General features: G+C 70.1%; 12 protein-coding genes, 1 pseudogene and 1 riboswitch. Of the genes and pseudogenes, 7 read left to right on the forward strand and 6 right to left on the reverse strand.

The features are described from left to right. Positions 1–48 precede the first annotated feature (48 nt). Genes ACFVH2_RS03395 through ACFVH2_RS03405 form a run of 3 tightly spaced genes read left to right on the forward strand, consistent with a single transcriptional unit; the run spans position 49 to position 1,967 of the window. The gene (locus tag ACFVH2_RS03395; RefSeq protein ID WP_378422274.1) at positions 49–936 is read left to right on the forward strand and encodes a LysR family transcriptional regulator; all 888 of its coding nucleotides are present in this window, start codon (positions 49–51) and stop codon (positions 934–936) included. Positions 937–944: 8 nt separating this feature from the next. Next, complete coding sequence (locus tag ACFVH2_RS03400) at positions 945–1,175, forward strand: DUF167 domain-containing protein (protein ID WP_378422647.1); 231 nt, start codon at positions 945–947, stop codon at positions 1,173–1,175. Positions 1,176–1,178: 3 nt separating this feature from the next. Continuing rightward, positions 1,179–1,967 (forward strand): class I SAM-dependent methyltransferase, encoded by a 789-nt coding sequence (locus ACFVH2_RS03405; protein WP_378422276.1) that lies wholly within the window; start codon positions 1,179–1,181, stop codon positions 1,965–1,967. A 12-nt stretch (positions 1,968–1,979) separates the two neighbouring features. Here the strand turns inward: ACFVH2_RS03405 and ACFVH2_RS03410 are convergent, their stop codons facing one another. Next, positions 1,980–2,444: a tRNA (cytidine(34)-2'-O)-methyltransferase gene (locus tag ACFVH2_RS03410; protein ID WP_378422277.1), complete on the reverse strand. Its 465-nt coding sequence runs from the start codon at positions 2,442–2,444 to the stop codon at positions 1,980–1,982. Positions 2,445–2,541: 97 nt separating this feature from the next. Between ACFVH2_RS03410 and ACFVH2_RS03415 the strand changes: the two genes are divergently transcribed. Continuing rightward, positions 2,542–3,150 carry a pentapeptide repeat-containing protein gene (locus ACFVH2_RS03415; RefSeq protein ID WP_378422279.1) on the forward strand — a complete coding sequence of 203 codons (609 nt, stop codon included), beginning with the start codon at positions 2,542–2,544 and terminating at the stop codon, positions 3,148–3,150. Positions 3,151–3,187: 37 nt separating this feature from the next. Here ACFVH2_RS03415 and ACFVH2_RS03420 read toward each other — a convergent pair whose 3' ends face one another. Next, positions 3,188–3,709: a GNAT family N-acetyltransferase gene (locus ACFVH2_RS03420; RefSeq protein WP_378422281.1), complete on the reverse strand. Its 522-nt coding sequence runs from the start codon at positions 3,707–3,709 to the stop codon at positions 3,188–3,190. A gap of 31 nt (positions 3,710–3,740) precedes the next feature. On the opposite strand from ACFVH2_RS03420, the gene ACFVH2_RS03425 reads away from it, so the two are divergent. Beyond that, positions 3,741–4,601, forward strand: a complete 861-nt coding sequence (locus ACFVH2_RS03425; protein WP_378422283.1) for a bifunctional methylenetetrahydrofolate dehydrogenase/methenyltetrahydrofolate cyclohydrolase — start codon at positions 3,741–3,743, stop codon at positions 4,599–4,601. Between the two features lie 5 nt (positions 4,602–4,606). Continuing rightward, positions 4,607–4,906, forward strand: a complete 300-nt coding sequence (locus tag ACFVH2_RS03430) for a DUF3017 domain-containing protein (RefSeq protein ID WP_378422285.1) — start codon at positions 4,607–4,609, stop codon at positions 4,904–4,906. Positions 4,907–4,982: 76 nt separating this feature from the next. Here ACFVH2_RS03430 and ACFVH2_RS03435 read toward each other — a convergent pair whose 3' ends face one another. From ACFVH2_RS03435 to ACFVH2_RS03450, 4 genes are all read right to left on the reverse strand, one after another. Further along, positions 4,983–6,185 carry a homoserine O-acetyltransferase gene (locus ACFVH2_RS03435; protein ID WP_378422286.1) on the reverse strand — a complete coding sequence of 401 codons (1,203 nt, stop codon included), beginning with the start codon at positions 6,183–6,185 and terminating at the stop codon, positions 4,983–4,985. A gap of 123 nt (positions 6,186–6,308) precedes the next feature. Then, entirely contained in the window at positions 6,309–7,412 is a 1,104-nt protein-coding gene (locus ACFVH2_RS03440; protein ID WP_378422649.1) for a homoserine O-acetyltransferase, read from the reverse strand. Between the two features lie 201 nt (positions 7,413–7,613). Further along, on the reverse strand, positions 7,614–8,795 hold the full coding sequence (locus ACFVH2_RS03445; RefSeq protein ID WP_378422288.1) for a homoserine O-acetyltransferase: 1,182 nt from the start codon (positions 8,793–8,795) through the stop codon (positions 7,614–7,616). Continuing rightward, entirely contained in the window at positions 8,792–10,105 is a 1,314-nt protein-coding gene (locus ACFVH2_RS03450; protein WP_378422290.1) for a bifunctional o-acetylhomoserine/o-acetylserine sulfhydrylase, read from the reverse strand. The genes ACFVH2_RS03445 and ACFVH2_RS03450 overlap by 4 nt, the downstream gene beginning before the upstream one ends. A gap of 135 nt (positions 10,106–10,240) precedes the next feature. Continuing rightward, positions 10,241–10,358: riboswitch (SAM riboswitch) on the reverse strand. Between the two features lie 173 nt (positions 10,359–10,531). On the opposite strand from ACFVH2_RS03450, the pseudogene proY reads away from it, so the two are divergent. After that, a pseudogene (gene proY / locus ACFVH2_RS03455) lies at positions 10,532–10,732 on the forward strand (proline-specific permease ProY); the annotation flags it as partial. Positions 10,733–10,771 lie beyond the last annotated feature (39 nt).

The following is a 10,771-nucleotide window of genomic DNA, read 5'->3' on the forward strand; positions in this document are numbered from 1 at the left end:
CCCTTGCCCGGCCACAACCGTTGATTGTGACGCGGCTAGGCTGGGGGCATGCCGATCTCGCCCCGCGTCCCCGAGTTGGCCGCACTCGATGTGCTGGTCTCCGTCGCCCGGCTGGGCAGCATGGGCGCTGCCGGTCGCGAACACGGCCTCAGCCAGCAGGCGATCAGTGCCCGCGTGCGGTCCGCAGAACGCCAGCTCGGTATCAAGGTGTTCGACCGCGCCACCACCGGCGTGACGCCGACCTACGAGGGCGGGCTGGTGCTCGAGTGGGCGGCAGGCACCCTGACCGCCGCGGAGCATCTCGCGTCGGGAATCTCGGCGCTCCGCGGCGAGCGGGCGGCGAACCTGACGGTCGCGGCCAGCATGACCATCGCCGAGTACCTGGTGCCCGGGTGGACCGTGGCGATGCGCCGCAAGCATCCCACCGTGGTCACCTCGGTCCGCCTGCTCAACTCCACCGACGTCGCCGCGCAGGTGCTCGCCGGTGAGGCGGATCTCGGCTTCGTGGAGGGGCCGGAGGTGCCCGCCGGGCTCGACGCTCGGGAGGTCGCCCGGGACGAGCTGATCGTGATCGTCCCGCCCGGCCACGCGTGGGCGCGGTCCGGTCCGATCGCCCCCGCCGAGCTCGCCCGGACCCCGCTGATCCAGCGCGAGTTCGGCTCCGGCACCAGGACCACGCTCGAGCAGGCCGTGCCCGGCTGCGTGGCCCCGTTGCTCGAGCTCACCTCCTGCACGGCGGTCAAGGCCGCGGTGGTCGCGGGCAACGCGCCCGCGGTGGTGTCCTCGCTGGCCGTGGCCGCAGACCTCGTCGACGGTCGGCTGGTCGCGGTCGAGCTGCAGGACCTGCGACTCCCGCGCCGGCTGCTCGCGGTGTGGGACCGAGACCGCGGACTGCGAGGCTCGGCCCGCGAGTTCCTGGACATCGCGGCGGGGTGAGCGCGCCGATGACGCGAACGGTGGCGGCGCAGATCAAGCCCAACAGCAAGAAGGGCCCGCTGGTCGAGACGCTCGACGACGGCACCCTGCTGCTCTACGTGCGCGCGCCGGCGGTGGAGGGCAAGGCCAACAAGGCCGCCGAGGAACTACTGGCACGTCATCTCGGGCTGTCGAAGAGCGCGGTGCGGTTGATTTCCGGCGCAACCTCGCGCCACAAGCGCTTCGAGGTGCAGGATTGACGGATGTCCGGTTGGGACGGTGAGGGCTACGCGAGGGTGAGCGGTCTGCAGCGCACCCTCGCCGCGCGGTCGCTGTCCGGCCTCGACCTCAGTGGCGCCGAACGCCTCCTCGACGTCGGATGCGGCGACGGGTTCGTGACAGCGGCGCTCGCTGCCCGCTTGCCCGGCGGTTCGGTGGTCGGCGTGGACGCGTCCCCGAGCATGATCGACGCGGCGCGGGCGCGGACGGTGCCCGGTGGGACCGCCCTCGAGTTCCTTGTCGCCGATGCCCGCGACCTTCCGTTCGCCGACGAGTTCGACGTGGTGGTCTCCTTCAATGCGCTGCACTGGGTGACCGAACCGGGGAGCGCGCTCGCCGGGATCGCCCGGGCGCTGCGGGCGAGCGGTCGGGCGACGATCCAGGTGGTGTGCGCGAGTGAGCGTCCCAGCCTCGAGGCGATGGCCATGCGGGTGTGTCACAGGCCCGAATGGTCCGGCGAGTTCACGGGGTTCGAGGCGCCCTTCCTGCACGTCGACCCGGCGGGCTACCCCGACCTCGCGTCCTCAGCGGGACTGACCGTCGCCGGCCTGCGCGTCGCCGACCTGGACTGGGACTTCGGCTCCCGCGCGGCGTTCGCGCAGTGGTTCGCGGTCGGTGCGACGGCCTGGACGGGCCGGCTCGACGACGGCCGGGGCGCGGAGTTCGTCGACCAGGTCGTCCGCGACTACGAGACCGTCGTCGGCAGGCCGGGGCTGTTCCGGTTCACCCAGATGCGGGCCGAACTCGCCAAATCCCAGGCGCCCGAACGGTAGCCGTCGCCGTGACTACTGCGCGCCTGCGAACCCGTGCTGGCGCCACGCCTCGTAGACGGCCACCGCCGCCGCGTTCGACAGGTTCAGTGACCGCCGGCCGGGGATCATCGGAATCCGCACCCGGGCGGTGACGTGGCGGTCCGCGAGGACCTCCTCGGACAGTCCGGTCGGCTCGGGGCCGAACAGCAGCACGTCGCCGGGCTGGTAGGCGATGTCCGTGAACGAGGTGTCCGCGTGTGCGGTGAACGCGTAGACCCGCTGCGGGGCCAGCGCCGCCCAGGCCGCGGGCAGGTCCTCGTGCACGGAGACCGAGGCGAGGTCGTGGTAGTCGAGTCCCGCGCGCCGCAGCTTCGGTTCGGACAGGTCGAACCCCAGCGGGCCGACCAGGTGCAGCTCGCATCCGGTGCCCGCGACCAGGCGGATCGCGTTGCCCGTGTTGGGAGGGATACGTGGCTCGTGGAACATCAGTCGGAACACACCTGTCAGCTTGCCAGGACCGAGTAGCAGACCTGCCGTCGCCACCCGCGCGGTCCCCATGGACCGGGCTGTCGGTCGTGGAGGGCAGGATCGAGGCATGGCTGAGGACGACATCCAGGAATTCATCGGTGAGGACTTCTCGGACGCCGGGCTGCCACGCCAGCAGTGGACCAACCGCCACTACACGGGGTGCTCGTTCCGGGACGCGGACCTGAGCGAGCTGCACACCGAGCAGGTGGTGTTCACCGACTGCGACTTCACCGGTGCCGATCTCACCGACTCCCGTCACCTGGTGACGGCCTTCCGGTCCTGCACTTTCAATCGGACTCGGCTGTGGCACAGCGCCTTCCGCGGCTCCAGCCTGCTCGGCTCGACGTTCGAGGACTGTCGTCTGCGGCCCATCGAGTTCGACGAGGTGGACTTCACCCTGGCGTCGCTCGGCAAGGCAGACCTGCGCGGCGTGGACTTCACCGACAGCCGGCTGCGCGAGGCCAACCTGGTCGGTGCGGACCTGCGCAAGGCGGTGCTGCGGTCGGTCGACATGCGCGGCGCCCGGACCTCCGACCTGCGGCTCGAGGGCGCGGACCTGCGCGGCGCGCACGTCGACGCGGCGCTGTGGACCACCGCCAAGCTCGACCAGGCGAAGATCGAGATGACCCAGGCGATCGCGATGGCCAGCGCGCACGGGTTGATCGTCGACCCGTGACCGGCAGCCCCGCACCGACCGCTGTCGCCGGGACGGGTCAGCGCACGAACTCCCGCGCCAGCAGGTCCATCAGCAGCCCGTCGGCCCAGCTGCCGTCGTGGTTCATCTCGTACTCCCGCATCACCCCGACGTCCTTGAAGCCGACCTTGCGGTAGCACGCGATCGCCGGGGTGTTGGCGGCCTTGGGGTCGATGACGAGACGATGGAAGTGGTGGTCGTCGATCAGGTGTGCACACAGCACCCGCACCACCTCGGTGCCCAGGCCGCAGCCCTGCGTCTCCGCGGCGAGGAACAGGTCGAGGCCCGCGTGCCGGTAGTCGGGGTCGGGCTCGAAGTACCACTGCGCGAACCCGACGATCCGATCTCCGGCCAGCACGGTGTACTTGGTGGTGTCCGGCTCCTCGACCTCGGGCCAGTCGTCGTCGGGCATCTGCCACCACCTGCGCACCTCGGGCTCACGGTGGATCTCCCGGAGTCGGGCGCGGTGCTCGGGCCGCAACGGCGTCAACAACACCCTCGGGCCGCGAAGTTCGGGTGCAAGTTCCGGAGTCGGTGCCATGTCCTCAGTCTGACCTGAAACAATGACGGTCGTGACTGCAACGATCCTTGATGGCAAAGCGACCCGTGACGAGATCTTCACCGACCTGAAGGCTCGGGTGGACGCACTCAGGGCCAACGGCATCACACCCGGACTGGGTACCGTCCTGGTCGGGGACGACCCAGGATCGGCCTCCTACGTGCGGGGCAAGCACAACGACTGCGCCCGCCTCGGCATCACCTCGATCCGACGCGACCTGCCCGCCGACATCACCCAGGCCGAGCTCGAGGCCACGATCGACGAGCTCAACGCGAACCCCGAGTGCACCGGCTACATCGTGCAGCTGCCGTTGCCCAAGCATCTCGACGAGAACGCCGCGCTCGAGCGGATCGACCCCGCCAAGGACGCCGACGGCCTGCACCCGGTCAACCTGGGCCGGCTGGTGCTCGGCAAGGAGTCCACCCTGCCGTGCACCCCGCGCGGCGTGGTTCACCTGCTGCGTCGCTACGACATCCCGATCGACGGCGCGCGTGTCACCGTGGTCGGCCGCGGCGTCACGATCGGGCGCCCGATCGGGTTGCTGCTGACCCGGCGCAGTGAGAACGCCACCGTCACGCTCTGCCACACCGGGACCAAGGACCTGGCCGCCGAGGTGAGCCGCGCCGACATCGTGGTCGCCGCCGCCGGCGTCGCGGGCCTGATCACCGCGGACATGGTCAAGCCGGGCGCCGCCGTGATCGACGTTGGCGTGAGCCGTACGGCAGAAGGCCTGCGCGGTGACGTCGCCGACGACGTTCGCGAGGTCGCGGGTTTCGTCTCGCCGAACCCCGGCGGCGTCGGTCCGCTGACGCGGGCGTTCCTGCTGAGCAACGTGGTCGAGCGCGCCGAGCAGCTCGCCGCGGACGCGGAATAGCCCCGATGACGGCCGTCACGGCGAACCGCTGGGTTCGCCTCGCCCGCCGGAATCTGCCGCTGCTGGCGGTCGCCGCGGTCGTGCTGGTCGCGGTGATCTTCGTGTTGGCCGAGCGGTGGCGTCGCGGCGCCTTCGTCTTCGGTCTCGCGACGCTGCTGGCAGCCGGGTTCCGGCTGTGCCTGCCCGAGGAGGAGGTCGGGCTCCTCGCGGTCCGCGGGCAGGCCTTCGACGTGGCGGCCCTGACGGCGGTGGGCGGGGCGATCGTGTGGCTCGCCGTCTCGATCGACCCGCTCGGTACCGACTGAGCCGAGACTCCTCGGGCGAAGCCTCGGGCCGAGTTGCTGGTTCCGGTGCTGCCGCCGAGGCGGCAGCACCGGAGTCTCACATCGTGACGGAACTCATGCGGCTCGCCCGGGCCAGGTCCAGGGTTTCGCCGAGCACCGAGGTCACCCAGGCGACCTCGGTGAGGAAGCCGTCGTGCCCGGCCGCGGAGTGCACCACTCGTAGACCGTCGCAGCCGGGCAGCAGTTCGGCCATCTCCTCGAGGTGACGCAGCGGCATGATCCGGTCGGAGTCGATGGCACCGACGACCACCGGGACGTGGGTCGAGGTCAGCGCGGCCTCGAGCCCGCCGCGACCGCGGCCGACGTCGTAGAGGGTGACCGCCTCGCTGAGGGCCACGTAGCTACCCGCATCGAAGATCGAGACCAGCTTGTTCGCGTGGTACTCGAGGTAGCTCTGCACGGCGAACCGACCGCCGCGCCACACGTCCTCGCCCTTCTGCGGGACGTTCTGGAACTGCGTGTCCAGGGCCACCTCCCCGCGGTAGGACAGGTGCGCGAACCGACGGGCGATGCTCAATCCGGTGTCGGGGCTCCGGCCGGTGCCGTAGTAATCCCCACCCTGCCAGTTCGGATCGGCGGTGATGGCGTCGATCTGCGTGGTCTGGCCGCCGATCTGGTCCGCGGTCGAGCGGGGGCCCACCGCCAGCGCGAGGGCCGACGCGACCCGCTCCGGATGGCTGACCATCCACTCGAGGACACGCATGCCTCCCAACGAACCGCCGACGACGGATGCGAACCGGGCGATGCCCAGCTTGTCGGCGACCGCGGCCTCCGCCTCGACCTGGTCGCGGATGGAGATCGTCGGGAAACGCGACCCCCAGGCCTTTCCGTCGGGGGCCGGCGAGCTGGGGCCGGTGGTGCCGCGGCACCCGCCGAGCACGTTGGTCGCGAGTACGCACCATTCGTTGGTGTCGAGCGGCTCACCCGGGCCGACCATGCCGTTCCACCATCCGGCGGTGATGTGTTCGTCGTCGGCAGGGCCGAAGACGTGCGAGTCGCCGGTCAGAGCGTGCTCGACGAGCACGATGTTGTCCATCTCCGGGGTGGGGGTGCCCCAACATTGCAGGGCGACGGTGACATCGGGCAGCACCTCGCCGCTCTCCAGTCGGAGGTCCCCGATGTCGATCCGAGTCAGGCGCCCGTCGGTCGGCGGAAACGCGTCGACGGTGCCCCTGTGTGACGCCGTCGTGATCTGCTGGCGGGAAAGCTGCTTGGTGGGGTGGTTCAGAGACGAACGCATGTCCAGGATGTTAGAGCGCGCCGACATAGTCGCGGAGGTTAATCGAAAAGTTACCTAATTGCATATCAAGGTCAGCTCGGCATCTCATCGAACCGACCGGTCGGATTTGGAAACAGCTGCCCGCTAGTTGGGATACACCGGTGCCGACTCACGCACCGCACCGGCCGACCTGGCCAGGGCCATGGTCTCTCCGAGGAGTGAGGTGACCCATGCGACCTCGGTGAGGAAGCCGTCGTGTCCGTCGGTGGACCGGACCAACCGCAGCCCGTCACAGCCCGGCAGGTGCTGCGCGACTTCCTCGAGTTGGCGCAGGGGGAACAGTCGATCCGAATCGACGGCACCGACGATCACCGGGACCGGTGTGGACGCCAGGGCGACCGCTACGCCGCCACGGCCGCGACCGACGTCGTGCCGGTTGATGGCCTCGGTCAGCACCACGTACGTGCCAGGGTCGAAGCGTGACACCAGCTTGTCCGCCTGGTACTCGAGGTAGCTCTGCACTGCGTAGCGGCCGCCTCGTCGCGGATCCTCGCCCGACTGGGGGGAGTTCCGGAAGCTGGCGTCCAGGCCGGACTCGGCGCGGTAGGACAGGTGCGCGATCCGGCGGGCTATGCGCAGACCGTCGTCCGGGGTCCTGTCGGTGTCGTGGTAGTCGCCGCCCTGCCAGTGCGGGTCGGCGGTGATGGCGGCGACCTGAGTCGTCTGGGCGCCGATCTGGTCCGCTGTCGCGCAGGCACCGACGGCCAGGACCAGGGCCGAGCGAACCCGGTCCGGGTGGCCGACGATCCACTCGAGGGTGCGCATGCCGCCCATCGACCCGCCGACCACCGACGCGAACCGCGCGATTCCGAGCGCATCGGCCAGCGCAACCTCCGCCTCGACCTGGTCGCGGACCGAGATGGCGGGGAATCGCGAACCCCACGGGCGCCCGTCCGGAGCCGGGGAGGTGGGCCCGGTGGTGCCGCTGCAGCCGCCGAGCACGTTGGCCGCGAGCACACACCACTCGTCGGTGTCGATGGGTGCGCCGGGACCCACCATCCCGTTCCACCAGCCGGGGGAGAGGTGGTCGGGTCCGGCCGGTCCGGTGACGTGCGAGTCGCCGGTCAGCGCGTGCTCGACGAGCACGATGTTGTCCATCTCCGGGGTGGGGGTGCCCCAACACTGCACGGCGAGGGTGACATCGGGCAGCACCTCGCCGCTCTCCAGTCGGAGGTCCCCGATGTCGATCCGAGTCCGGCGCCCGTCGGTCGGCGGGAACGGGTGTACGTCCGCCGAGCACCTGCCGTCGCGTCGAGGATCGAGTGTTGCGGCGGGACGGATCGCGGGCGACTGCACGCCGCAGAGTTTACCGACCCGGCGTCGGACGAACGGAAGCCTCCGACCGGCGTACCGGGCGAGGTCGAAACGGTCGACGAATCAGCGCCGTTCCTACGCCGAGCGGAACGCCGCCGCGGGCCCCGAGCGACCGGCCCTGGCCAGCGCCATGGTCTCGCCGAGCAGGCTGGTGACCCAGTCGGCCTCGGTGAGGAAACCGTCGTGGCCGTCCTTCGAGTGCACCACTCGGACCGGGCCCGAGCCCGCGAGATGAGTCGCCAACTCGTCCTGTTGCCACAGTGGGTACAGGCGGTCGGAGTCGACGCCGCCGACGATCACCGGGACCGGGGTCGACGCCAGCGCGGCCTCGACCCCGCCCCGTCCGCGACCGACGTCGTGCCGATTCATCGCCTCGGTGAGCAGAACGTAGGTGCCCGGATCGAAGCGCGCGACCAGCTTGTCGGCCTGGTGCTCGAGGTAGCTCTGCACGGCGTACCGGCCGCCCTGCCACGGGTCTTCGCCGCGCTGCGAGGAGTTCGCGAATCGCGCGTCGAGCTCGTCCTCGGTGCGATAGGTCAGGTGCGCGATCCGGCGGGCGATGGCCAGCCCCGTCCGGGGTACTCGCCCGGTGCCGTGGTAGTCGCCGCCCTGCCAGTCCGGGTCGGCCTCGATCGCGGCGATCTGAGTGGTCTGGGTGCCGATCTGATCGGCCGTGGCCCGCGCGCCGACAGCCAGGATCAGGGCCGAGCCGACTCGGTCGGGATGTTCGACGATCCACTCGAGTGCACGCATGCCGCCCATCGATCCGCCGATCACCGAGGCGATCCGCTCGATACCGAGGGTGTCGGCGAGCGCGACCTCGGCCGCGACCTGGTCGCGGATGGAGATCTCGGGGAACCGTGAACCCCACGGACGTCCCTCCGCGTCCAGGGAGGCGGGCCCGGTGCTGCCGCGGCACCCGCCGAGCACGTTGGTGGCGAGCACGCACCACTCGTTGGTGTCGATCGGTGCACCAGGACCGACCATTCCGTCCCACCAGCCGGGGGAGGGATGGTCGCTGTCGGCGGGACCGGTGACGTGGGAGTCCCCGGTCAGTGCGTGCTCGACGAGCACGACGTTGTCCCGGGTGGGACTGAGCTCGCCCCAGGACTGCACGGCGAGGACGACGTCGTCGATGACGGCGCCGCTCTCGAGCGTCACGGGGCCGACCGGGACGCTCGTCAGCCGCCCGTCCGGCGTCGGGAATCCTTTTGGAGACCCTGCCGGACGGGCGCCCGATACGGAGCTGAGGGTCAAGACGCAGCCGCCGCGAAGCCGGTCTCGAGGTCGGCCAGGATGTCGTCGATTCCCTCGATGCCGACTGCCAGCCGGACGAGTCCGGGCGTGACGCCGGACGCGAGCTGTTCTTCGGGGGACAGCTGCGCGTGGGTGGTCGAAGCGGGGTGGATCACGAGAGAACGCACATCGCCGATGTTAGCGACGTGACTGTGCAGGGTCAGGGCGTTGACGAACTTTTTTCCCGCCTCGGCGCCGCCCGCCAGCTCGAAGGCCACGATCGCGCCGGCGCCCTTGGGTGCGATCTGGCGCGCACGCTCGTGCCACGGCGAACTCGGCAGCCCGGCGTAGGCCACCGCCGTGACGTCCGGCCGTGCCTCGAGGAACTCGGCGACCCGCTGCGCATTCGCCACGTGCCGCTCGACACGCAGACTCAGGGTCTCGATGCCCTGACTGATGAGGAACGCGTTGAACGGGGAGACAGCGGCCCCGACGTCGCGGAGCAGCTGCACGCGTGCCTTGAGCGCATAAGCGGGCGCGCCGAGGTCCGCGAACACGACGCCGTGGTAGCTGGCGTCCGGGGTGGTGAAGCCCGAGTGCCGGCCCTGTGTCCAGTCGAACGACCCGCCGTCGACGATGACGCCCGCGATCGCGGTGCCGTGGCCACCGAGGTACTTCGTGGCCGAGTGCACCACGATGTCGGCCCCGTGCGAGAGCGGCTGGATCAGGTAGGGCGTCGCGACCGTGTTGTCGACGATCAACGGAATGCCGTGCTCGTGCGCGAGCGCCGAGATACCGGGAATGTCGAGCACGTCGTTGCGCGGGTTGGAGATGGTTTCGCCGAAGAACGCCTTGGTGTTCGGCTTGATCGCCGACCGCCACTGGTCGAGGTCGTCCGGGTCCTCGACGAACTCGACGGTGATGCCGAGCTTGGGCAGCGTGTAGTGGAAGAGGTTGTACGTGCCGCCGTACAGACGCGGGCTCGACACGATGTGGTCGCCCGCCTCCGCCAGGTTCAGGATGGCGAACGTCGACGCGGCCTGGCCGGAGGACAGCAGCAGCGCCGCGACGCCGCCCTCGAGGGCGGCGATCCGCTGCTCGACCGCATCCTGGGTCGGGTTCATGATCCGGGTGTAGATGTTGCCCGGCTCGGCGAGACCGAACAGCGCCGCGGCGTGATCGGTGCTGTCGAAGGTGTAGGAGGTGGTCTGGTAGATCGGCAGTGCGCGCGCCTTGGTGGTCGCGTCGGACGTCTGACCGGCATGGATCTGCTTGGTCTCGAAGCTCCAGGTCGAGGCCGGATCAGTCGAGGCGGGGATGTTCTCGCTCATGGGTCGTCTACTCCAGGAGAAGTGGGGGAGTGCGGCGCGGCGGCGGCGCCGAATGGCAGATGAGGACTAACTGCGACAACAACACATGGTGAACCTCCGTCGGGTCGTGGCCCTGTCTGTGGGTCCGTCCCAGCGGACCCGCGCTTGTCATCCGAACTGTCCTTCGGAAAACCAGGTCATCACCCGGGGCACCCCACCGCGGATGGAGGGTTGCCGGCCAGCTAGCCGGGGCTTGATGCTGACACTCATGACCTGGCGCCGATCTTAGCTGCACCGGTCGCGCCGATGGAACGCTGGCCCCGGCAGCGAACCCCCGCAGGGAGCCGAAACCCCGCTCTACCTGGTGTGACCTGCCTTACAGCACTGCACTGCACTGCACTGCTCGGCGCACGTCGAACGTTTGACCATCCGGCTGGGAGACCCACAGTGAAAGACGCCGCTTCGGCGCTGACCCGGGGTCTGACCGCCCGCCACATCCGGTTCATCGCCCTCGGCTCGGCCATCGGTACCGGGCTGTTCTACGTCTCGGCCGAAGCGATCCAGAAAGCGGGACCGGCGGTCCTGTTGGCGTACATGATCGGCGGCGCCGCGGTGTACCTCCTCGTTTTCGTGATCGCGGTGCTCGCCTTCGACGCCGACACCCGGGTTGCGCTTTTCGTCGGAACT

The organism is Rhodococcus sp. NPDC127527, assembly GCF_042672245.1.
Classification (GTDB): Bacteria; Actinomycetota; Actinomycetes; order Mycobacteriales; family Mycobacteriaceae; genus Rhodococcus_G.